The sequence below is a fragment of the Geomicrobium sp. JCM 19039 genome (genome assembly GCF_000698145.1).
Classification (GTDB): domain Bacteria; phylum Bacillota; class Bacilli; order Bacillales; family Marinococcaceae; genus Geomicrobium_A.
Genome location: NZ_BAXB01000017.1, coordinates 1 through 22372, shown reverse-complemented (window position 1 = coordinate 22372; position 22372 = coordinate 1). Strand labels below are relative to the sequence as shown.

The window sequence follows — 22372 nt, the reverse complement described above, 5'->3', positions numbered from 1 at the left end:
AAGGTGACAAACTGTCCAATCTTTCCTCGATTTTGACTGACATCATGAACATGGAGGCATATGACACATGCTCACAATTGAAGAAATTTTACAACGACCAACGTTTGAAAATGCTCAAGTGGTCAATGAACACGCCAACCTCCAGCAAACGGTTCGCTGGGTCCATGTGCTAGAGATCCTCAATTTCGACACGTTGCTTCATGGCAATGAAATGATTTTAAGTACGGCTGTCGCCTTAAAAGAACAAGGATTGGAATATGTTAACAAGCTCATCGAACACGGTGCCGCTTGTCTTTGTATTGAATTGAGTGCCCACTATCCTTCGGTCCCCGAAGAGATTATTGAAGCAGCGAATGTCCACCACTTTCCGATTATCGTTTTTACACAAGTTGTTCGATTTGTCGACATCACCGAAGATTTGCATGGGGAAATTCTAAATGAACAGCATCGTCAGCTCGCAGAATTGGACCAGCTTTCTAATGAATTTCACCAATTTACGCTACACGTTCACGGCAACGTAAAGATTCTAAAAAAACTTCAAGAGGTTACGGGAAAAGATTTGATTTTCCTGCCAAAAGATACACAAGCTTACTTTCTACCTTCTCTCCTTAAAGACGAACAAAACCGAATTCAAAAAACATTTGAAGAGATGCCTGAGGCTCCAGGCACATGGTACGACGAAGAAAGGAACGCATCGTACTTAATTAAGCCGATTGAAACGATGGAACAAGCGTGGGGTCTGCTTCTCATAAAAAACTGTACACCTCTTCGTTCGTTTGACTTGCTCGCACTTGAACGGGCAACCAATGTTCTTGCACAAAATCTGCTCCGTTTTTTTCATTCCGAGGAAAACCGGCTTCTGAATGAACAATCTTGGGTTCATGAACTGCTTAACCAAAAGCTCACGAGTGAACGGGAAGCAAGAACACACTTGCTTAAAGTGTGTCGGGACCAAGAAGAACTGCAATTCCGGTTATGCATCGTTAAAATGATCGATGATAATACGTCGCTAGAAAATCGGCAAACGAAGCAATTTCAGACCGTACGGTCTCTACGTTACTTGTTTCAAAAGCATCGATTTGAATCAGTCATTACGACGAGCAGCAGCCATTCATACATTGTTCTTGCTTTTAATCTCGAATCCAACGACGAGGAAAAAGAGCGCTTTCAAAAAATCATTCATACGAGCGAATCCCAACTGCCGATTCGAATCTTTGCCAGTCAAACGTATTCGAAACTTCAACACGCGGCGTGCGCATACCAAGAAGCCGATGACGTTGTAAACATCACCGCTACAGACGAGCAAACATCCATTCATTTTTATGAAGATACCGGCATTTATCAGTTGCTCATTAAATTGGAAGATGATACGTTAGAAAAATTTGTTCGTACGTATTTGGCCCCAGTATTGAAATATGATGAAGAGAAAAACAGCGAACTACTCCATACGCTAAACATCTACTTAGAGCAAAATTGCTCCAAACAACAAACCGCAACGAAGTTGCATATTGCCCGGCAAACGTTATACCACCGGTTGCACACCATCGAGGAGCTTCTCGGTCTGCCCATCACCGATACCCCGCTACTACGACTCGCCACCGAAGTGGCGATCAGTGCGTACAAGTTGAATGGCGTTTCTCGTAATAAAGTGCAGTAACGGGAGGGATGGCGATGGTTGCTCGGGATTTGGGAGTTTCTAGGAGATCGGTCTTTATAGGCAAACGCCTACCTATCGTCTGTTAAAGTTTATCTCACTTCGATGTCGATCGTTGTTCGTTGCTGCAAGGATTGTGGGCAACACGGAAGACGTTTGCTGAATGGTAAAAAGACGTGACCGATGGTCACCATCTGGCGCAAGCGTGTGATGACCTGCCACTTATGTGACAATCCAGCCTTTAAACCGTGCACTTTCGACCCTCAACGGTCACATATATCCCGATTTGTGACCGTTGACTCCGTTTATGTGCGCACCCACGTTTAAAATGAAGATTTTTCTTTCCCAAGTGTCACTTAAATGAATATATGGGGCATTAGGACTTCTTACCACACCGTATACAGTAGCCAGAAACATAAACCGTATTGCTCTTTTGATCGGGAGTGCATAGAAATCACGGTGGTCAATCTTTGACCACCGAGCCTTTTCGCTTACGCTTGCTTCACTGGAATCCAGATTTCGGTATGCGTCTGTGTACTTCGGACCATTTCTGGAGCTTTGGCGAGCTCAAACGTTGAGGTTGGAAACCATTCTGTATATACGCGTGACCACGTGTCTAAGAGCGATTCGGGCATCGGTCCTTCCGCGTGAAACACCGCCCATGTGTTTGCAGGAATGTGAATTTCTGCTAGGTTGTCTGGGGTTTTGTGAGTGGTGGCACTGCCAATATAATAGTCCACATCCCCATCTTCTTTTGTGACTGACAGATGAATTGGTCCTTCGAACGAGGTATTATCGTACGAGCGGACACGCTCTTCCACTTCTTCTAATCGACCCCAAAGCTGAGGGTCGAACGTTTCATCTTTCATTTTAACGGTTTCTTTCTCTCCGACAACACGAAATGCATCTTTCTCCACCAATCGGTAATTCATTTCTTCCACTCCCTTTATTTTAATGTCGAAACTTAATTTGGAGTACGCCTTAATCGGCTTCTCCGTCGTTTTCATTTCCCGAGGCGTGATGCCATGCAACGCGTGAAAAGCTCTTGTAAACGCATCTGGCGAATCGTACCCATACATAATCGCTACATCTAACACCCTTACGTCATCCGCCCGCAATGCAAATGCTGCGAGGGTCAAACGTCTTCTGCGCACATACTCAGAGAACGTCACCCCGGTCACGAGGGAGAACATTCGTTTGAAATGATGCGGTGAGCTGTACGCTTTCTTTGCCGCTTCTTCAATATCAATCTGACCGTCCAAATTGTCTTCAATATAGTCAATTGCACGATTGAATTGGTTCAACACATCCACATTCAATCACCTCCTTAATATCTAGCTTAGCAAAACACCCCATTGCCCATCCGTCTTTCTGTGCTTTCGTGTGCATGACTCTATTTTCCCTTCATCTATTTCAATTTATATCTAATTAGATTATAATCGAATTAGATTGGAGGTTATTATGCAATTTGATCGACTGGTTCACTTTCATAAAACGATGGGAGACAAAACGCGGGTGCGGATAATTAGCTTGCTGAAACGTGGGCCACTACACGGCGGGGCAATTGCTGGCAAGCTCGGCCTCAAACCCCCTACCATCTCCCATCACTTGGCAAAGCTGAAAGAAATCGATATCATCCATCAACAACGGCATAAAAATACAATCTATTTCTCGTTAAATGAGAAGAATCTAGACCGAATGGCACGGGCGATTACTGAGATTGGAGGAGACGGAATGTTTGATATTACAGAAGCTGAAAAGACACAAGTACTAAACAACTTCCTTGATTCGGCAGGAAAACTTAAATCTTTCCCCGCACAACGTAAAAAGAAATTAATTGTTCTTGAATATATGCTTCGTGGATTAGAGCACGGAAAGGTTTACCCTGAAAAAGTTATCAATGAACACATCCTGCACTTTTACGATGACTTTGCTACCGTCAGAAGAGAATGGATTATGACGCATTTTATGTACCGTAAAGACAATCTATATGAACTAAATCCACCGGAAATGTGGCCGGTATAATCCCTGGAGGTAATGATGAAAATTGAATTAACACGCTACCTAGTAAAACCCGGAAAATCACAGACGGTTCGAGAGTGGCTGGACTTTCTCAATCAGAATATGGACGCAGTGACCGAAACACTCGTTGGAGAAAAGATGTATGTGGAGACGATTTTTAGTGAAACCGTCGGGGAAACGGAATACTTGTATTGGTATTCCGCGCAAGGGGAAGGTGGGACAGCTGTTGAAGAATCCGACCATTGGGTTGACCATGCTCACCTTCGGTTTTGGGAGGAATGCATCGACGAATCCGAACCTCCTGTTGACCTCATTCAAGAAGTCGTCATGATTCCTGAACCGGTTCGTGCTAGTATGAAAGAATAGACGACTGGGAGGGATGTTTATGAAACTTCCACTATCTGAAGAAGAAAAACGCCAGCTTCGAAAAGCTAAACGACGAATCGCTGACGTAAAATCGATCCCTACAGCAGAGCTCACAGACTTGTTACAAATTTCCAAAGAACGGGCGAAAGAGCTAAAAGCGCTCTCGAAATTTCAACAGATTCCATCCATTGGTTATCAGCTTGCAGAAAAACTTGTGTATCAATTACGTATCTATTCGCTGCAAGAGATGAAAACCGCTAACCCCGCAATTTTACTGAGTGAACTAGAACTTCGCTTAGGGGTATGGACAGACCCGTGTGTGGAAGATCAGATTCACTGTGTTGTTCATCACGCCAACTACCCAAACAGCGAGAAACAGTGGCACCATTTTACGAGTATAAGAAAACAGTATCGAACCGAACATGGCTATCCTGCGAATAGGCCGCAAACTGCCTGGTATGAGTCGATCGGCAGAAAGGATGAACGATGACGATTACACGCATCAAAAAAGAAGAAGTACTTCACTTGCAAACGATGAGCATTGAAACATTCACCGATACATTTGCTGAGCAAAATTCTGAAGAAAACTTACATGCTTATCTTGAAACTGCGTATCAACTCGAAAAACTGAAAGCGGAACTCGATCATCCAGCGTCAGAATTTTATTTTTTGTTTGTCGGTGATGAGCGCGCAGGTTATTTAAAAATCAACCATAACGGTGCACAAACCGAAGATATGGGGATGATGCGTTAGAAATCGAACGCATTTATATCCATCAAGCATTTCAAAACCAAGGATTAGGCAACAGACTGTTCAAAAAGGCGCTGGAACGTGCATCTGATTTGGACAAACAATTTATCTGGCTCGGTGTTTGGGAAGAAAACCATAACGCGATTCAGTTTTATGAAAAGAAAGGCTTCACCCACGTCTCAGCGCACCCGTTCTATATGGGTGACGAAGAACAAATCGATTTGATTATGAAAAAAGCGATTCACTCGTAGGCCTGAGTTTCAAAGAAAACCATCCCAGAGTAGGTCTACTAAGGGATGGTTTTCGTGTTCCGTTCTTTTTGTTCACGATGCGCTTGATGCTTCGTGCCCCACTCATGCATCGCATGGAGAATCGGTTCCAGCGTTCTACCATACTCCGTGATCGAGTACTCTACTTTCGGCGGTACTTGTGCATACACTTTCCTCACGACAATATCTTCCTCTTCCAGCTCCCGAAGCTGCTTCGTGAGCATTTTCTGGGTAATGCCTGGCATATGGCTTTTTAGCTCACTAAAACGCTGCGTGCCCGCTTGCAGTAGATGAAGAAGAATGATTGGCTTCCATTTGCCTACAATAATATTAAGCGCGTCTTCAACACGGCATAAATCGGGTTCAAATTTCATCGTCGTCCTCCAATGGTATCTTTTTAGATACTATAGATCATTAAAGTGCGTACTTCCAAAAGCTGCTTCTTTCACCCATACTAACACTAGAACGAACAGGAAGAAAGGTTGATTCGTCATGATGAATGACTATCGTCTCGATCCAAACGGATTGGAATTTGGATTATATACGCTCGGCGACCATTTGCCACATCCCGAAAGTGGAGAACGCATCTCAACAAAACAACGCATTCAAGAAATCATTGAAGTTGCTCAGCTCGCTGAAGAGGCAGGCATTGATTTTGTTTCTGTTGGTGAAAGTCACCAAGAATTTTTCGCAACACAAGCCCATAGCGTCGTGCTTTCAGCAATTGCACAGGCGACGGAAAAAATAAAGATTGCGAGCAGTTCAACGATTATTAGTACGCTCGATCCCGTACGTGTTTATGAAGATTTCGCGACCATTGATTTGATCTCGGGAGGAAGGACCGAACTGATTGCCGGCAGAGCTTCACGAATCGGGCTCTACGATTTGCTCGGGTATAACCTGAACGATTATGAAGAGTTATACGAAGAAAAGTTTGCGTTGCTTCGCCAAATTAATGAACAAGAAACGGTGAATTGGAGCGGGAAATTCAGACCCGCGTTGGAAAACGCGCAAGTCATTCCTCGCGCCTATCAAGACCGGCTACCGATTTGGCGTGCTGTAGGTGGTTCGCCTGCGAGCGCCATTAAAGCGGGTTATGCTGGTGTGCCAATTTTCCTTGCTCATTTAGGCGGTGCCGCTTCCCAATTCAAGCAAACGATCGATGCTTATCGCGAGGCTGCCAGTGAGAATGGTCATGATCCGAGCACGCTTCCGGTGTCTACTGCGGGCTTCTTCTATACTGCAGAGACGACGAGTGAAGCCCAGCGAGAATACTACCTCACATTAATGAAGGGATGAAAAGAACAAACGGACGTGGCTTCCCAAAACAAGCCTTCGCGCAAAGTGGCGACCTTCGAAGTGTTATCAATGTCGGCAGCCCCCAACAAGTGATTGAAAAGATTCTCTACCAGCACGAGATGTTTGGAAACCAGCGGTTTATTGGACAGATGGATTTCGGCGGTGTTCCTCTCGATAAGCTCAAGAAAAATATCGAATTAATCGGCACTGAGATCTTGCCAGCCATTCGCAAGTACACAAAACAACAACCGGGAGGCACATCATGAAAGTCGTAGGTTTATCTGGCTCAAGAATCGGTTCAAAAACACGAACAGCTATGGCGGAGACGATGCGCGTACTCGAAGAAAGCTACCCTAATGCAGAGGCGACAACAATTGACCTCGCCAGCGTAGATCTCGACTGGAGTGATGGACGTCATTTCCTCGATTACGAAGGCGATACAAAGCACGTCTCTCGGGCGATCATGGATGCCGATGTCTTGATTATTGGAACGCCGATCTTTCAAGCATCCATTCCTGGTTCATTGAAAAATGTCTTTGACCTTCTACCCGAACGGGCATTAGAAACCAAAACCGTCAGCATCGTCGTCACCGCCGGTTCCCCAAAGCATTACCTTATCGCCGAACAACAACTCCGGCCAATTCTGACGTATATGAAAGCGAATGTGTCACAGAACTTCGTTTTCATTGAAGAGAAAGATTTTCATCAAAAAGAAATCGTCAACGACGATGTACATTTTCGCTTACAAAACCTCGTCGAAGATACGATGCTCCTCGCCGAAACGTATCAAGAAATGCTTCAGAAAAAAGACGATTTGTACGATTTCTAGGTCCGCACGGCTCGGATTCTACCGATTGGTGGTTCATTACCGTTTTCTGGTAGCGCTCTTCTGATAAGTGTACGGGTTCGGTGTTCTACTACCATTTTATGGTAGCCTGCCGCCGATAAGGCTCGTTTTCGGTACTTCACTACCATTTTCTGGTAGCCTACCGCCGATACACTCAGCGGATTGGTAGCATAAAAACATAAAAAGAGGCCACCTCACAACCGAAGGTGGCCTCTTTTTATTACACATTTAGCTTCCCACGAAAGCCACGCGCCCCGTAGTATGACTCGGCACCGTTATGATAGATAAACACATGCCCGTACCGATAATCGGCGAACAGTGCCCCGCCCCGTTCTCGAATATCTGCAGGTATGAATCCAGCTGGATGTTTTTGTGTCCACCACTTCAACTTGTTGCAACGCCCGGTATTCTTCCTCAGTAAGAATGGTAATCCCAATTTCAGCGGCGGTATCCATCGCATTGTGTTTCGGCGGAAACTTCTTTCGTGACTCGAGAGCTTGTTTGTCATAACAGGCGCTTCTTCTGCCTTTTGGACTTTCTTTACAACAGTCAACGAACGTGTACGTGTCTGACGTTTCGTCGTAGCCGATCACATCAGGCTCCCCACCTGTATCCTCCATGGCCCGGAGCGCCAAAAGGTGCTTCGGGTCATGTGTGATTCTTTCTCGAATCACTTCCCATTCCATCCCTTCATGCCGGTGCATATTTGCATCGAACCGCTCAGCTAAGATGCTCACAATGTGTTCTTGATTGTTTTCAGTCATCGCTCTTCTCCTTATTAACAATTCGTTTTTTTACGTCATCTACAATCATTTCTTTGATTTGACTCTCTGTTCTTACTCCCGGCTCCAAATATAAATTGAGAGCTAGCCCGTTAATAAACGCGTACAATTTTTCTTGTTCAAATGCAACGTTCAAATCAGGATGTAGTATCCCTCGGTTGTCGAGAAATACAATCACATCTTTAACTGCCGTTTGTAAATGATCGTACTGAACATCCAGCTCTGAACTTGAGCGCGCATGGGACACAAAGGCAAACCAAACTTCCATCTCTAACATCTTGGCATCATTCGTCGGTAGTAATTCTGTCAAATATTCAACCACTTTCTCCAGCGGCGCTAATCCTTTTTGGTCCAACGATTGTAACCGCTCGGTCACACGTTCAATGACAGAGTCCATCGCGAACACCATTAAATCTGTATGCTTTGGGAAATAGTGTCTGAGTGCCCCTTGCGACAACCCTGCTCGAGATGCGATGTTTCTCGTCGTCGCCTGCGATATCCCACGTTCACGGATGACTTCCCACGTCGTTTCAGCAATTTGTTTCCTTCTTTGTTCATGATCAACTATTTTTGGCATACTGCAAGTATATCATTTTCATTCAGTTGAGTTAAATCATTGCACACTAATTTATTTCATGGTATTTTTATTTTAGCTCAAGTGAATTATAAAAAAGAGGTGATCCTTATTTCTGATCTACTCATTACGCATCAATGGGAAATCTTCATCGCAATCGAAGTATTCGGATTGCTCGCTTTGATTGCATTTGCTGTTGTCCGCTATATCGTAAAAAAACCTTCATTTAGCGTGTTCTTTCTAATTGGGTTTATCTTACTGACATTTCTAGAAGCATGGCTCGCTTGGTATGTATATAGCCAAACAGGTGAAATTTCCGCCTTTCAAATTATCGTGACGCTATTTGTTTTGTACGCCATCACGTTTGGTTATCATGATTTCAAGCGTCTGGACCGGTGGATGCGAAAGCGAATTGACGCGCCAAACCTGCTAACAAAAAAAGACTACGAAGAGATGGAGAAGCATAAGGACCCTCGTTTTCAAGCGAAATATTACACATTCACTTGGCTCGTGCACCTCGCCGTATTCATTGTGGCTCAAGTGTCGTTTCTCGTTTTGAGTGGTGTACAGGTGAACGAGTTGTTCACACTAGACGTTGACTGGTTCGGTAGCGAAAGTTACGAGCCTACCCCATATGCGAACGAAACATTCTACTCCGTCGCCATGATTTGGGGCATCGTTTTCATCGTTGATACGATCATTTCCGCAACGTATATTTTCCAGAAGAAAGGATGATTTCCATGTATCGTGTATTCCAACTGTTGCTGATCGTAGGACTCATACTCACTGGCTTTAGACTCGTAGAACAAATTGACAGCTTGCCAGACATTCCCGGTGGTCACTGGTTTGACACGTTGTCCGTACCATCCATCATCCTATTAATTATAGGAATTGTCGGTACGTCTATTGTTAAAAAGCCAGAAAACCAGAACTAATTGAATGACTTGTTCAAAAACTGAATGGCACGATGTAGATCAACATCTGTATGGATATGGTCTGGTGTCCAAGGGATATGGATATCGGGCACAATCCCTACACCCGTCATCCCTTTTCCTTCATCAATCCGCTTCAACCTCGATGTCGCATACATGAGCTCAAATCCTTCGCCGACGTCTTCGGTCACAATGTTTGCATAGTCATTCAAACCGAGCGTCGCGCGCGCCATCACCGTCACTTTGCTAGACTTTTTGCACACTTCAACAAATGAATCACCAGAACTCCCACACATGACGTCTGTTAAAAGAACGATGTGTTCCGGTCCATCGCTACGTCCTCGGATAAATGTATTTGGAAGAACCTGTTGATGATCGAAATCAACAAAACCTGCTCCGCGGTGACGCTCCCATTCACGAATCACGAACGTCAATACGTCGACTGTTCCAGGATCTTCAACAGATTCCAATTGCTCGTGTAAAAAATGAACCATTCGATCGGTGTTGTTCTCTGTACAAAAGTACTGACTCATCTCCGATTCGTCGTACAGCTCAACGCCTTCAATTGGCATTACATAGTCTAATAATGGATGAAAACTAGCATCTGATCCCCCGTGGTTCACACGTACATCAAAAATCCATTTTTTCTTCTTGGAAAGCGACTCTCTTTCTCTCTTAAGTAAGTCATGAACATCATTAGGGTTTGCGAAGTCGGTTAAGGTGATTAACGCAATGTCTTGATCGAGTGACTGGACAGCGTGAACTGCGACAGGAGGCTCTGACGGATAATTCGTAAACTCAATCGTTCTCTCCGCTCCTTCTTGATCGATGAATGTTCCAGACTGTACATACGGGAGTACTTTTGACCAATTTTCACGCTCTGCAGTTTCATTGCGAAGCAGGCGATTGTACGTCTGTTTTACTATGTGGACCGGCGTATCGTCTAACCGAATGAACCGATCCCCTTTGACGACCCTCTGTTCTCGACCCACATGCGTAACAAATAGCTCATCCTTGAATCGTCGAAGTTGAAAACCTCGATCTTTTTGACCGACAGCCTTCTGTTTGCGATCGACGAAAAAAAGATGTGGATCTTCAAAGTCAAGTAAATAATCTTTTACAACATTTGTGAACTGCTCTCTACATAATGGTTGATCATTGAGTTCCTTCCTATATCGCTCTGGATCATCCCAACCGCGCTTATCCGTACTACCCGCATAATCAGCGTGCATCGTTTCAACGACTTTAGAAAATACGTATTTCATACGTAGCCCCCTTCTTATGACCTATTTCGACAACGTATTGCTCACATCCTTTCACTTGTAACCTTTTGCCATATGAAACGTCAGATTCATAAAGTCAGATTATTCATTAAAAAAGGAGAGGTATCAATGTTTCGAAACGTTAGCCTGACCCTAGGTATTGTGCTCTTTATGGGTACATCCGTTGCTAACACGTCTGACGATCTAGGACACGAACCTGAACCGAACGTTATTGAAGCCATTGAAGATTATATCCATGACAATGTGGAGAGCAACCAATTTGCAAGTCTTCACTTAGACCGAGAAGACGAATTTGCAGATGCTGCTATTATGCTTTCTTTTACAGAAATGATTTCTACTGAACAACAAGAAGACATCCAAGCGATAGCGAGTGAGGAAGACGAAGTCAGATTCCGCGAAGTCGCCTTTACCGAAGAGGAGTTGCTCACAAAGCAAGAGAATATTACCATCGGCCCGCCTGACGAGACGGGTTTTGACTTCCAGATTGTCGGAACTAGTGTAAACCTTTTTGAAAACCAGATCGATGTCGGGATCGATCCGTATACCGACAGCCATCGCGACGCGCTGTATGAGGAGTACGGATCCGAAATGATTTACGTTGAACCGATGGACACGCCTGAGCTAGATGTAGAGGAGACTGAAGAGCCCAGTGAAGAATCGAACTTTTTTCAACGCATCCTGCAATCCATCAGTGATTGGTGGGATGGTTTAGGAGGATAGCTAAAAAATCGTCCGATGATTTGCTTTAAATACGTGGACAAGTCATTAAAAAGAGCACCGAGCGCTGGCCGACACTTGTCGGTTGAATCTCGTTGCTCTACATTGCATTTCTAAGTATTCATGTGCTCGGATAAAGGAATTGGCTGAAGGCAGTGCTTTATTGAAGAATAATTCGGTTTACCTTCGAGGACGATTTATGTGATCAAACCTCGTATCAGTGTTAGTCCCTATGTATGTTCGCTACCCCACTCAAAAAACAATAGGAAATGTTCAGCGGTATTTGGTACGATAGTTCTCCACCTACCAAAACTAGAGGAGTGGACGAGCATGAGTGAAAAAAACGACGATGGTTTGAATCGCAACCGGACGATCCCTATTTTCGACTGTGATTACCATGAATTTGATCATCATTTAGCGTTTTATACAGCGATGGGGTTTCAGATTACGTATTATCAGAAGGCTCCTTATCGTTTTGCTGAAGTTTTTAAAAAAGGAATTGGCGAGTTTAGTTTCTTTGGCAACCGTAAACACGAAGAGGAAGGGAATGTTGGAGGGTGCTCGGTCATTGTCCCGAACCTAAAAGAGATCAATGATGAGCTTCGCGCTAATCTTAAAGCCTATTATGGCCGAATTCCTGTAAAAGGGTTGCCGCGCATCTCGAGGATGAACCAAACAGCCGAGGACTGGCGGGTGAACATTACTGATCCTACGGGCAATACGATCATTTTGTCTCAAGGCTTTGGTGATTCTACGGAATTAATGAAAAAAGAGGATGAAAGAGTGGGTGCACTGCAGTCGAAATTCGAAAAATCGTTCGCACAAGCGTATCGCTTTGCTCATTCTAAAGAAGACCCTCTTGCTGCACGCAACACGTTGGAAGTTGCGTTTCATAAATTCGTTGACGATGCCACGTTTCCCGTTTTATTTCGGGCTTACGTGTTACAAGCTGAGGTATACGTGGCATTAGACCAACACGAGCGGTCGAACGAGGCGATAAAATCCGCAGGTAACATCCTAATCTCGATTGATTCAATCTACGACGAATCGCTTGAAGGTGCCAAACAACGTTTACAGGAACTAAAAGAGCAATCATAGAGCAAATCAAACCCTCATTGACGCACACCAATGAGGGTTTATTTTAACGCTTCTAACGCCGTCTTCACATCACGATACACTTCTAAGTCCGAAAGCTTCACACCGAGTTGGATTGTCGTTTGTGCCATCTCAGGACGAACGCCCGTAATGACCGGACGAATGCCTAACAAAGCTAGCGTCTGCGTGATCGTAAAAAAGCGGGAAGCGGCAAACGTATCGAACATATGAATGCCCGAGAAATCAACGATCAGTATTTGTACTTCTTTGCTCGCAACATTCGGGATCACTTCATTTAGGATGTGCGTCGCTCGGTCCTCACTCATCACACCGATAACTGGAAGAACAGAAATGTGTTTGCGAACCGGTACGATCGGTGCAGATACTTCTAACAATTCCTCTTCCAATTTTAGTAAGCGTAACTTATGCTGACTATTATAATATTTAGTGGAGTTAGCAATCACTTGGTCAAAAATTTCTGTCATTCGAAAAATAAACGGAAAAATGTGCTCCGTTTGGTTTTGGTCATCAATCTCTCCAAACGACTGCTTCAACTCTCGTTCAATTTCCTCAAGCGCGTGCACACGAAAGCGGGATAGCAATTCAACGATATACTCAAGGTCATGACCTTGCTTAGCGAGAACGTCCGTTGGATCGTAATCCAAATTTATATCTTCCGTCGATTCTTGCACGACCAATTCTTTTTTAACCTTTTGGAGTAATCGATACAGAAGGTGACTGTGCAGTTCTTGCTCATCTTTTGATAGTGTACGTGATGTTGACTGTGCCGTCTTCGCAACAATTCGTTCTACAACGGATTGCAATTGTTCGAAAAAACGTCCATATAATAGACTATTACGGTCCATCATCCCTATACCCTCTTTCTCTATAAATCCTTCACTTCTATTATAAATAACTTTCGGGTGGAATCAAAGGGCATCTGCATGAACCAATAAATTGTAGAAATAAGTAAAGTACAATGCCGCGATTGCAATACGTTATCGCGATTTTTCATCGTCACTCCTGTCTTAGGCAAACTACCATCCACATAAAAAGAACCCTTCATTAAGAAGAGCTCTCATCCATCCGCTTGTCATCGTATCGCCGCATGAACTGTTTTGCCGCATCATCTTGTTGCAGCACACGAAAATATTTATTGAGTAAGTCATTACAGATTTCTTCATTGATCGTTTCAGAAATAAACCCGTCGGCATTAATTTCTGGATTGTAGATGAGTACGTCTTTAAAGATCGCTTTTCCGTCTTTGTTTACGACCACATCAATTTCCTCTGCGTTCAATGGCTCACCAACATCGTCAATTCTTAACGTAATTCGAATTTCCCGATTTAACGGAAGTTCAACTTCCCAATGCCCGATGCCTTTATCTTGGTTGAAGTAAAGGTCGTCATCGGCAAATTCAAGGAAATAACTTAACTCTTCCTCAAGTTCATGGCAATATTGATCAATGAGCTCTACAGCATGTGTCAGTGCAATTTTTCTTCGATAATGTCGGCTTAGTTCTCGTTTGATACTTTCTTTCGCATCCATTCTCTTCACACTCCACATCGTTCATCTATGTATCTTCTAATGACCATACCCTAATACGACTTTTTTCATGCATGTGCACCGTAAATCTTTTTGTTTCTCCCCTCATATTGCTATACTAAAAGTAAGCGCTTACAAATAAGGATGGTGTAGTCCATGGAAAATCGAATTGATTCTGAACTAAGAGAGGCTCTTCTCACATTTCCAGCGATTGACCTAGATGATGTGACGGCGACACGGGAGCAAATGGCGATGGCCGCAGAAATGATTCCCCTTCCAATCAATGAAGCTGTAATGATTACCGACCGTACCACCGAAGCAAGATCCGACCACCCACCTGTTCGTGTTCGTGTGTACGAACCAAAGGGCAGCTCAGGGTCTTTACCTGGTTTGTTATGGATCCATGGTGGAGGGTATGTACTTGGTTCTCCTGAAGGAGATGAACAATTGTGCCAGCGATTTGTTACAGAATCAGAGTGTGTCGTTGTTTCTGTCGATTATCGACTTGCCCCAGAACATCCGTATCCAGCGGGATTAGAGGATTGCTATATGGCCTTGGAGTGGTTTTCCAAACATGCAGCTGAACTAGGCGTTGACCGAACACGCATTGGTGTAGGTGGGCAAAGTGCTGGAGGAGGGCTAACCGCTGCCTTAGCATTGCTCGCTCGAGATCGACAAGGACCTGAGCTTTGTTTTCAAATGCCGCTATATCCTATGATTGATGACTATAACAATACTCCGTCAAGCCTTGAGATTACCGGACATATGATTTGGAATCACGATTTGAATGAAAAAGCTTGGGCGATGTACTTGAACAATAAAAACGGGACCGATGACGTATCCGCATACGCCGCACCCGCTCGTGCCAACGATTTAGCCGGTCTACCGTATACGTATACGTGCGTTGGTCAGCTCGATCCTTTTCGTGACGAGACGCTCACATACGTTCAAAAACTGTGCCATGCCGGTGTTGATGTAGAATTTCACTTATATCCCGGCGCATTTCATGGCTTTGAAGGACTTGCGCCGGATACGCTAGTAAGTGAACGCGCGATGGCTGAGTACATTCAAGCTGCTACCTATGTGTTGCATCGTCACGCCTTACCCTCAAAGTAACAGCCACACTCGTCATCCGCATACCGTATTCAAATAGGTGCGGATGGCTTTTTTATTCGTTAATACAATCACTTTATTTAAAGAACGCTGTTCCTCAAATGCTTGCAACCGTTTCTTCATCGTTTTTTTGCGTCGGTTATACGTTGTCACAATATAACGAATAAATTCAACGTCTAGTTTCTCCTTACACCCTTCACCCATGTCAGAACGAGTTTGCCCGAAATTTTTGATCCATCGTTTACATACACGATAAAGACATACGTAGAGAGGAAGCTCTAAATAAATAATCGTGTCTGCATGGGCAACACGAACCTCGTACGTATTGTTGTAATTCCCTTCAATAATCCATTGTTCACGTTCTACAATCTCTTGTTGCTCAGCAGCAAATTCATCAACAGCTTTCATCACCCAGCCTGGCTTCCAAAAATAAGCATCCAGGTGATACACATTCATGTGCAGCTCTTCGCCAAGTTCTCTAGCGAACGTTGACTTGCCAACTCCTGGGGAAACACCTATCACCATGATCCGATTCATCATACCCCTCCCGCTCTAGTGCAATACACAAGTATACTACAAAATGAGTTAAAAAAAGGAATTTTGCATTACATTATTGGGTGAGGATCTGCGTTCCTGTAAAAGCGATCTAGAAATAACTGTTTCTTGAGGTTGTTACTTCATCAACCTTCCTCTCCATACCTCAGCGTAAGAAATTCCACCACTCTTCTCGGTCACAAAGGCCAACAAGACATTCCAAAGACCGTACGGTTTATCTTCGGCACCGGAGGTGCCGGTCGTTGCTAGCGCTTGAGGTTTATATGAAAAAAGAGGATTGAAGTTCGGCGTTGAAATGAGTGTTCGTAGATCGTCGTGGTGTTCCAATGCGATCTAGATCGCCAATCTCCTGAAAATGAGGAGCCAACGCCAATGCTCGAGCAGAAAATCGTGAAAACGATCTATATAAGTTGAACGAAAGAATTTCACTGAATCGGATGACCGAGATCGGTCTTTGCGTGTGAGTGCTTGCATATTGTCTGTTGAAATTCATCTCGTTGCCGATCGTTGTTCGTCACTGCAAGGGTTGCGGGCAACACGAAAAACGTTTGACTAAGGGTAAAAAGTCGTGACCGAGCTCACCACCTGACACAAGCATGCGATGGCCGGTCACGTATGTGACAATCCAGCCTCAAACCGGGCACTTTCGGTACGCAAATGTCACAAATCGCAATATTTGTGACAGTTGAGACCGTTTATGTGCGCATTCACGTTTAAAATCATCATTTTTCTTTCTCAAGTGTCACATTAATGAATATATGGGGCATTTGGACTTTTTTCCACACACCGTAGCCAGGAGGCAGCACCGAACCGATGTCGCCTTTGTGCTACGAAGACGTCGGCGCGGTTCGCGCCGAACCGAATCCGGTTTGGCTTCGGCCCTCTGGGGCCGACTTGTCGTTGGCACTTCAGCCTGGAATCTGCGCGCAAGTTTGGTGATATCGGCGCTAAAATCGGTGAAGAGCGCAAACTTGCGCGCAGAATGGCACCTAGCACCGCGCTACCCCTCCAACCCAACAGTGCAAGTCAAGAAAATGTTACGTTCATTCTATATAGATCATCAAGAAAACGATCTAGATCGACCAGTGTGTGGTAAAAACCATTGTTTTAACGTGATCTATATCGTTTCGGGTGCGATCCAAATGACTAAATTCCATTATATCCCAATTGCATATGTGCCAGAAACTGCACATGTCTACGAAGAAATCTGAACAATCCTCCCCTTTACTCCTGCAACAAGCGGTTTGTCAAAGCGAATGTCCTCAAATTATGAGTCATACTTGCCACACCACGACGAAAGGGACGACCTTCTCAGGCCGCCTCTCTTTACTATTTATGAATCATGATCTGCTCACCTTCAATAGAAAGCGTGTATTCACGTAGCTTCTGCCTTCCATCTGCGGCAAGTGTTCGACCTTCATTTTTAATATTAAATTCACGGCCATGCCAAGGGCAACGAAGAATGTCCCCTTCATGTTGAAAGTCATATTCCCCAATTTGTTCTGTTGCAACGGGCGCCCCGCACAATTTCCCTTTACTTAAAGGAGCTCTTGATGAGGACACACATTGGTGAACGCATGAAACTCGCCGTCAGAAGCTCGGCAAACGACAATCGACCGGCCGTTAAACTCCGCTTCCATCATTTCTCCCGGGGACAAATCCGCTGTCGTTCCTACCACTTTTTGCATTTGTGCTTCATCTCCTATGGAAGTTTTGGGTAAAAGTTTCTTGCATTTTCGCTAAAGATTTTCCGTCTTAGTTCATCATCCAGTCCAGGCGGCAAGGCACGTTCCGGAGAATCATAATCCCAATGTGGATAATCTGTGGAAAACGCAATATTGCGATCACTTCCCATCTGATCAATCATTTGCATCATTTCCCACTTTTTTAGCTCTTCTAGCGGTTGGGTCGTAAAGCACAGATGCTCACATACGATGTCGCTTGGCATCCGCTTCACCCAAGGCACTTCATGGCGCAAGTCTTTGTATTGCTGATCCATTTTTCTCATTAGAAACGGGGCGTACGTAAATCCGCCTTCAATCATCATGAGTTTTAAGCGCGGAAACTTCTCAAACACGCCCGAGAAAATCATGTTCGTCACTTGATTCATATGTGATGTTGGAATTAACGTGTGCCATTCAATAAAATACCGTGGCCACTTCCCAAAATAGACTGGTGGCTCATTATGGTGCATCGCAATCATTAAGTCATATTTTTGCGCCGCTTCATAGATCGGATGATAATACGGGTCTCCCCACAAAATATCATCAATTGGAAGTAAGATTTGAACCATTTTCGGATGGCTTCCTACACGCTCAATCTCGCGAACCGCCCCTGCAGGATCTTGTGCGGCGATATGGACCGATCCGTACAACCGCTCATCTCGCTCGAGCCAATGGTCAATTTGCCAATCGTTATATGCACTTGCCAGAGCTGTCGCCATTTCATACCATCCGTGCATCGATGACGGCGAAGGATCAAGCGCACCCGTAAGTATGCCGTATTCATGATTATTCGCATCAAGCAATTGCTCTTGCAAGAAACCGAGATCAGAGCCAGCAGGTCTCCCATCAGGCACCTTCGCATCCGCACGATCCACACCCGCAACCGCTGGTTGCGTATACGGCATATGCTTCTCCTGAACCCAGTTGCTGTCCGTAATATACCGCTTCCACGGCTGTTCAAGATACGGCAATAACTGTTCATAACTTACCCGCTCATGTATATCTGTATCGATTAACTTCATTCACTCATCCCCTTTACACTACAACTTTTTGAAAAATGTACCATAAGGGAACGTGTTCCAACAAACCGACTGAGCGCTCATATAAAGCGATGAGCTCGTTCAGTGAACATCAGTGATATTCAGTGAGCATCAGTGACACATTTTCAACTATGCCATTTTGTTATAGGCTATAACGCTTTACAAAACTGAGCCAAATCCACGAACAACTATGTAAAGATAGAAGGAACAACGTGAGAGAAGGTATGAACTTCATGAGTATTTTATTGTTTCTGCTCGGTTTTATCGCAAGTGTGTACGGCATCATTATTGGCGCAGGCGGAGGGTTTATTATCGTTCCGTTCCTCATTTTATTTTTTGATACGCCGTCTCACATTGCTGCAGGAACCGGCTTAGCTATCGTTTTCCTGAATAGTATTAGTGGGCTGTATGTATATTTGAAACAAGGAAGAGTGTTGATCCGACAAGGGGTTCTTTTTGGCGTCGCCGCCATTCCTGGAACATTCGTCGGCCTCTTTTTCGTACAGCAAATTTCTGAGCACTGGTTTCAATATGGGTTAGCGGTCTTACTCGTAGGTCTAGGCATTTACATTACATGTAAGAAGCCGCCTGAGGTGGCTGAAGTTCGCTACACCTCGGCCAATGAGCGACCACAGATTTTTTTGTTACTCGTCATTGGATTGATCATCGGAACGATCTCTTCCTTTTTTGGCATTGGAGGCGGTTGGCTCCTCGTCCCGATTCTCATTTATCTATTTCGCATTGATGCCTACCGGGCAACGGCTACGTCTGTGTTCTCGCTTGGCATCTATTCGTTTGTCGGCGCAGCTTCTGCTGTCGGCGCAGATACGATTGATTGGCAGCTGCTTACCTGGTGCGGAGCTGGCGCAGTTATCGGCGCATACGTTGGTGCTCGTATGTCCAGACGCTTTAACGCCTCAGCTATCACGAAACTATTGGCAGCTCTCGTGTTCGTCATTGCGGTTCTACTCGTAATATGAGACGGTTAGACGAACAGGAGGACACCCGATGAAAATTCACACGTTTGAACTATTTTGCCTTATCGCAGAAAAAGGCAGCATTAGTAGCGCTGCCCGGGAAGCATACCTTACCCAGCCGTCCGTCACGAAGAGCGTCCGTGACTTGGAAGAGGAGTTTGGTTGCCTGCTATTTAATCGACAACAAGGAAGGATCTCCTTGACCGAAGCCGGCAAGCAACTTTATCCGCATGCACGCGCCATCGTGTCTGAGTTCTACAACTCCAAAGAAGCCGTTCTGTTTATTCAACAGCACATCCAATCCAAGCTACGAATCGGAGCCAGCTACACGCTTGGTGAATACGTTCTCCCCAAGATTATTAGCTCGTTTAAACAACAATCCCCCGGAGAATTGCAACTACAAATTCTTAATACCCCTGATATTCTCGACCTTTTACATGCCGATGAACTAGACCTCGCATTTGTTGAAGGTGAGGTTGGCGGAGATGATTTTACGAAAGAACCGATTGCTACGGATGAGATTGTCGCTATTGCCGCGCCAACTCATCCGTTGGCCGCACGCACATCACTAGTGATTGATGACCTGTACCCTCACCATCTCATCTCCCGAGAAGAAGCATCTGGCACACGAAGAATTGTTGAACAACATCTGTCCGAGCGAATGAAATCACCACCATCTCCATACATCGAGCTATCCACAACCCAAGCTGTAAAAAGTGCCGTGTTGTCAGGCGTCGGTTATGCGTTCGTCTCTCGCTTAGTCGTGGAACAAGAGATCGGGCACGGTGCTTTCGTTCACATCCCGATTGCCAATCTATCCATTCATCGAACCCTTTGGGCAGTCAAAAAGGAAAAACGCTTTGAAAAGCCATTAGTTGCTTCGTTTTTTACAGAAGTGAAACAGCAACTAGCGGCGCCTAAATAGATACGATTACACAACATCTTGCTTTTTGTGAATCGCCATTCCGGCTATAAAGAGAAGCCAAAACAATAGTGCACCCATTACAGCTGTTCCGATAGTGGCACTGTAAGTGACCCACGATGATACTTGTTCTGCAAACCATTGTGTGCTGATTGTCGTGGCGAGAGTCATCAGTATAATTGCAACACCGTACACAACAAATATGATCACCCAACGCAGTATTCCCGGTCGCATCAGTTTAAGTGTGATAGCCAAAATTGTCGCAAGTAAAACGATCATCACAATCATTGAAACCATATAAAATAGGAGTGCTGGTGTGATTGGTGTTCCTGTCATGACTCTCGCGAGACTTTCAAAAAACAACCACATGAAGCCGCACGTACTAATAACGAGAATACGGGCGAGGAGTATGTCTGATCTATTTAGCGGCAGCGAGTTCATAAACCGGGCGACACCATTCTTCTCTTCCAACTGTACGAGTGACATTGACAGTACGAGAATGATGATTAACGGGCTAACTACATTGTCCGATGGAAAAAACCAACCGAGCAAAAATGGACCGATGACGAGTATTGGAAGGCTATATCGGAATAGCCACATTTCAAGTTTGAATAAGGATATCATACGTCTTCACCACCTAAATAAAAGTCATGAAGATCTTCTAAGGAGACAAGGTCTTCACTTCCGTCTTCTTTAGCGGTGACGTTCCCTTCCTCGTCTTTTCCGAAGCGGCTTTTCAGGTCATTTACTTTACCGTGCGCCTTCACTTCTCCTTCGTCCATCAACCAAACTGAACCGGCCAACTCTTCCATATCTCCTAAAATATGAGAAGAAAAAATCACCGTCACACCATGTTCATTGGCTCCTTTCAACAACCGAAGCATTTGCCTTCTTGATTTTTGATCCAATCCAGCCGTCGGCTCATCTAACATTAACAACCGGGGGCGGTGCGCCGTCGCCATGGCAAAACCAGCTTTCATCTTCATGCCTCGCGAAAGGCTCTTAATCTTTTTGTTTTCACCCACCTTATACGACTCGAGCATCGATTGGTAGTGGTCATCATCCCAAGAATGATATTGTTCAGAAAGAAACTTGCCAAGTCTTGAGAGCTTCATATCGTCATACATGAGCAAGTCATCATACACGAAGCCGACATCTTGCTTCCACTTCCCAACATCAAGAAACTCTTTCCCGTCATGAAAGCGGCGAAGCTCGCCAGAATCAAGCGTTAATAATCCTAAAACCATCTGCATCATCGTCGTTTTTCCAGCACCGTTATTCCCAATCACACCAAGCATGTCCCCTTGCTGGATCGTTATAGACGGAATGTTCAGTTCAAAATCGCCGCGTTTTTTTGCAACTTGATTAAATTGAATATGGTCCATGGGCCTCTCCTTCAGCGATAGATTCACGTTCCATCCTATCATCTATAGCTGCTACACCGAGTACTGTTTTGACTAATGATTTTAACATCTTGCAAAGATAGAGATTAGGAATCATACTTTACCAATATTCATCGATATTGCTTCAGAATTGCGTTAAAATAATTTAGGAACCTTTTCCTATACGGTAACAATTAAATCTTTTCCTGATTAGCACCGTTAGTTGTTGCTTTTCACTGCTGGGGGAGGGTTGCAGTCCAGACTACAAGTGCAACATCGGTGGCCAAATGACAGCTCCGTGTTTTCTTTACATTCCAGAGCATAAGGGCGACGCGGTTCACTTTTCTGCCTACTGGCTAGGGTGTAGAAAAAGAAGCCCAAATGCCTCATAAGTTCATATTTGTGACAGTTCGGAAAGGGAAAATCATCATTTTAAACGTGGATTCGCACATAAACGCAGTCAACGGTCACAAATCGCGATATTTGTGACCGTTGAGAACCGAAAGTGCCTATTTTGAGGGCTG

26 protein-coding genes and 2 pseudogenes are annotated in these 22372 nt (G+C 44.6%); 15 read left to right on the top strand and 13 right to left on the bottom strand.

Annotated elements, in window-relative coordinates; genetic code table 11:
* Positions 1-67: 67 nt before the first annotated feature.
* Complete coding sequence (locus tag JCM19039_RS15155) at positions 68-1657, top strand: PucR family transcriptional regulator (RefSeq protein ID WP_042428723.1); 1590 nt, start codon at positions 68-70, stop codon at positions 1655-1657.
* 488 nt (positions 1658-2145) lie between these two features.
* Here JCM19039_RS15155 and JCM19039_RS15150 read toward each other — a convergent pair whose 3' ends face one another.
* Complete coding sequence (locus tag JCM19039_RS15150) at positions 2146-2967, bottom strand: AraC family transcriptional regulator (protein WP_042428720.1); 822 nt, start codon at positions 2965-2967, stop codon at positions 2146-2148.
* 148 nt (positions 2968-3115) lie between these two features.
* Here JCM19039_RS15150 and JCM19039_RS15145 point away from each other — a divergent pair, with 148 nt between their 5' ends.
* The 5 genes from JCM19039_RS15145 to JCM19039_RS28055 are packed head-to-tail and all read left to right on the top strand — an operon-like array spanning position 3116 to position 5043.
* The gene (locus JCM19039_RS15145) at positions 3116-3679 is read left to right on the top strand and encodes a metalloregulator ArsR/SmtB family transcription factor (RefSeq protein ID WP_042428719.1); all 564 of its coding nucleotides are present in this window, start codon (positions 3116-3118) and stop codon (positions 3677-3679) included.
* A gap of 15 nt (positions 3680-3694) precedes the next feature.
* The gene (locus JCM19039_RS15140; protein WP_042428717.1) at positions 3695-4042 is read left to right on the top strand and encodes a DUF6176 family protein; all 348 of its coding nucleotides are present in this window, start codon (positions 3695-3697) and stop codon (positions 4040-4042) included.
* 19 nt (positions 4043-4061) lie between these two features.
* Positions 4062-4532, top strand: a complete 471-nt coding sequence (locus JCM19039_RS15135; RefSeq protein ID WP_238545084.1) for a helix-hairpin-helix domain-containing protein — start codon at positions 4062-4064, stop codon at positions 4530-4532.
* The gene (locus JCM19039_RS28060; RefSeq protein WP_373975817.1) at positions 4529-4795 is read left to right on the top strand and encodes a hypothetical protein; all 267 of its coding nucleotides are present in this window, start codon (positions 4529-4531) and stop codon (positions 4793-4795) included. Before JCM19039_RS15135 ends, JCM19039_RS28060 begins: the two co-directional genes overlap by 4 nt.
* Positions 4796-4797: 2 nt before the next feature.
* Positions 4798-5043: a GNAT family N-acetyltransferase gene (locus JCM19039_RS28055; RefSeq protein WP_373975841.1), complete on the top strand. Its 246-nt coding sequence runs from the start codon at positions 4798-4800 to the stop codon at positions 5041-5043.
* A gap of 38 nt (positions 5044-5081) precedes the next feature.
* Here JCM19039_RS28055 and JCM19039_RS15125 read toward each other — a convergent pair whose 3' ends face one another.
* Positions 5082-5435: a helix-turn-helix domain-containing protein gene (locus JCM19039_RS15125; protein WP_042428710.1), complete on the bottom strand. Its 354-nt coding sequence runs from the start codon at positions 5433-5435 to the stop codon at positions 5082-5084.
* A gap of 121 nt (positions 5436-5556) precedes the next feature.
* Between JCM19039_RS15125 and JCM19039_RS15120 the strand changes: the two are divergent.
* Both JCM19039_RS15120 and JCM19039_RS15115 read left to right on the top strand, forming a co-directional pair.
* A pseudogene (locus tag JCM19039_RS15120) lies at positions 5557-6626 on the top strand (LLM class flavin-dependent oxidoreductase).
* Positions 6623-7189: an NADPH-dependent FMN reductase gene (locus JCM19039_RS15115; protein ID WP_042428707.1), complete on the top strand. Its 567-nt coding sequence runs from the start codon at positions 6623-6625 to the stop codon at positions 7187-7189. Before JCM19039_RS15120 ends, JCM19039_RS15115 begins: the two are co-directional and overlap by 4 nt.
* A 238-nt stretch (positions 7190-7427) precedes the next feature.
* Here JCM19039_RS15115 and JCM19039_RS15110 read toward each other — a convergent pair.
* Both JCM19039_RS15110 and JCM19039_RS15105 read right to left on the bottom strand, forming a co-directional pair.
* Positions 7428-7971, bottom strand: a pseudogene (locus tag JCM19039_RS15110) (DUF4256 domain-containing protein).
* A complete protein-coding gene (locus JCM19039_RS15105; RefSeq protein ID WP_042428705.1) occupies positions 7964-8566 on the bottom strand; it encodes a TetR/AcrR family transcriptional regulator in 603 nt (200 codons plus the stop codon). Before JCM19039_RS15105 ends, JCM19039_RS15110 begins: the two are co-directional and overlap by 8 nt.
* Before the next feature lie 39 nt (positions 8567-8605).
* Between JCM19039_RS15105 and JCM19039_RS15100 the strand changes: the two genes are divergently transcribed.
* Positions 8606-9298, top strand: coding sequence for a hypothetical protein (locus JCM19039_RS15100; RefSeq protein WP_052398854.1), 693 nt, complete (start codon positions 8606-8608; stop codon positions 9296-9298).
* A 5-nt stretch (positions 9299-9303) separates the two neighbouring features.
* Positions 9304-9498 (top strand): hypothetical protein, encoded by a 195-nt coding sequence (locus tag JCM19039_RS15095; protein ID WP_042428703.1) that lies wholly within the window; start codon positions 9304-9306, stop codon positions 9496-9498.
* Here the strand turns inward: JCM19039_RS15095 and JCM19039_RS15090 are convergent.
* Positions 9495-10760 (bottom strand): S41 family peptidase, encoded by a 1266-nt coding sequence (locus JCM19039_RS15090; protein WP_042428700.1) that lies wholly within the window; start codon positions 10758-10760, stop codon positions 9495-9497. The two genes, JCM19039_RS15095 and JCM19039_RS15090, sit on opposite strands and share 4 nt — an antisense overlap.
* A gap of 126 nt (positions 10761-10886) precedes the next feature.
* Here JCM19039_RS15090 and JCM19039_RS15085 point away from each other — a divergent pair, with 126 nt between their 5' ends.
* Together JCM19039_RS15085 and JCM19039_RS15080 are read left to right on the top strand one after the other, a co-directional pair.
* Complete coding sequence (locus tag JCM19039_RS15085; RefSeq protein ID WP_042428697.1) at positions 10887-11498, top strand: hypothetical protein; 612 nt, start codon at positions 10887-10889, stop codon at positions 11496-11498.
* A 327-nt stretch (positions 11499-11825) separates the two neighbouring features.
* The gene (locus JCM19039_RS15080; protein WP_042428694.1) at positions 11826-12593 is read left to right on the top strand and encodes a hypothetical protein; all 768 of its coding nucleotides are present in this window, start codon (positions 11826-11828) and stop codon (positions 12591-12593) included.
* A gap of 38 nt (positions 12594-12631) precedes the next feature.
* On the opposite strand, the gene JCM19039_RS15075 is transcribed toward JCM19039_RS15080, so the two are convergent.
* Complete coding sequence (locus JCM19039_RS15075; RefSeq protein WP_042428692.1) at positions 12632-13459, bottom strand: STAS domain-containing protein; 828 nt, start codon at positions 13457-13459, stop codon at positions 12632-12634.
* 196 nt (positions 13460-13655) lie between these two features.
* Positions 13656-14138, bottom strand: a complete 483-nt coding sequence (locus JCM19039_RS15070; RefSeq protein ID WP_042428689.1) for a hypothetical protein — start codon at positions 14136-14138, stop codon at positions 13656-13658.
* A 153-nt stretch (positions 14139-14291) separates the two neighbouring features.
* Between JCM19039_RS15070 and JCM19039_RS15065 the strand changes: the two genes are divergently transcribed.
* Positions 14292-15251: an alpha/beta hydrolase gene (locus JCM19039_RS15065; protein ID WP_042428686.1), complete on the top strand. Its 960-nt coding sequence runs from the start codon at positions 14292-14294 to the stop codon at positions 15249-15251.
* Between the two features lie 12 nt (positions 15252-15263).
* Here JCM19039_RS15065 and JCM19039_RS15060 read toward each other — a convergent pair whose 3' ends face one another.
* The 4 genes from JCM19039_RS15060 to JCM19039_RS15045 form a co-directional block, all read right to left on the bottom strand.
* Positions 15264-15785, bottom strand: coding sequence for a topology modulation protein (locus tag JCM19039_RS15060; RefSeq protein WP_042428684.1), 522 nt, complete (start codon positions 15783-15785; stop codon positions 15264-15266).
* 1347 nt (positions 15786-17132) lie between these two features.
* Positions 17133-17366, bottom strand: coding sequence for a hypothetical protein (locus JCM19039_RS22380; RefSeq protein ID WP_152550228.1), 234 nt, complete (start codon positions 17364-17366; stop codon positions 17133-17135).
* Positions 17342-17491 (bottom strand): Rieske (2Fe-2S) protein, encoded by a 150-nt coding sequence (locus JCM19039_RS23285; RefSeq protein ID WP_081834559.1) that lies wholly within the window; start codon positions 17489-17491, stop codon positions 17342-17344. Before JCM19039_RS23285 ends, JCM19039_RS22380 begins: the two co-directional genes overlap by 25 nt.
* Positions 17492-17505: 14 nt before the next feature.
* Complete coding sequence (locus JCM19039_RS15045) at positions 17506-18549, bottom strand: amidohydrolase family protein (protein WP_042428679.1); 1044 nt, start codon at positions 18547-18549, stop codon at positions 17506-17508.
* A 251-nt stretch (positions 18550-18800) separates the two neighbouring features.
* Between JCM19039_RS15045 and JCM19039_RS15040 the strand changes: the two genes are divergently transcribed.
* Positions 18801-19547, top strand: a complete 747-nt coding sequence (locus tag JCM19039_RS15040; protein ID WP_238545083.1) for a sulfite exporter TauE/SafE family protein — start codon at positions 18801-18803, stop codon at positions 19545-19547.
* Positions 19548-19575: 28 nt separating this feature from the next.
* Positions 19576-20469 carry a LysR family transcriptional regulator gene (locus JCM19039_RS15035; protein ID WP_042428677.1) on the top strand — a complete coding sequence of 298 codons (894 nt, stop codon included), beginning with the start codon at positions 19576-19578 and terminating at the stop codon, positions 20467-20469.
* A 6-nt stretch (positions 20470-20475) separates the two neighbouring features.
* On the opposite strand, the gene JCM19039_RS15030 is transcribed toward JCM19039_RS15035, so the two are convergent.
* Together JCM19039_RS15030 and JCM19039_RS15025 are read right to left on the bottom strand one after the other, a co-directional pair.
* The gene (locus JCM19039_RS15030) at positions 20476-21090 is read right to left on the bottom strand and encodes an ABC-2 transporter permease (protein WP_042428674.1); all 615 of its coding nucleotides are present in this window, start codon (positions 21088-21090) and stop codon (positions 20476-20478) included.
* Positions 21087-21851, bottom strand: coding sequence for an ABC transporter ATP-binding protein (locus JCM19039_RS15025; RefSeq protein WP_042428671.1), 765 nt, complete (start codon positions 21849-21851; stop codon positions 21087-21089). Before JCM19039_RS15025 ends, JCM19039_RS15030 begins: the two co-directional genes overlap by 4 nt.
* Positions 21852-22372 lie beyond the last annotated feature (521 nt).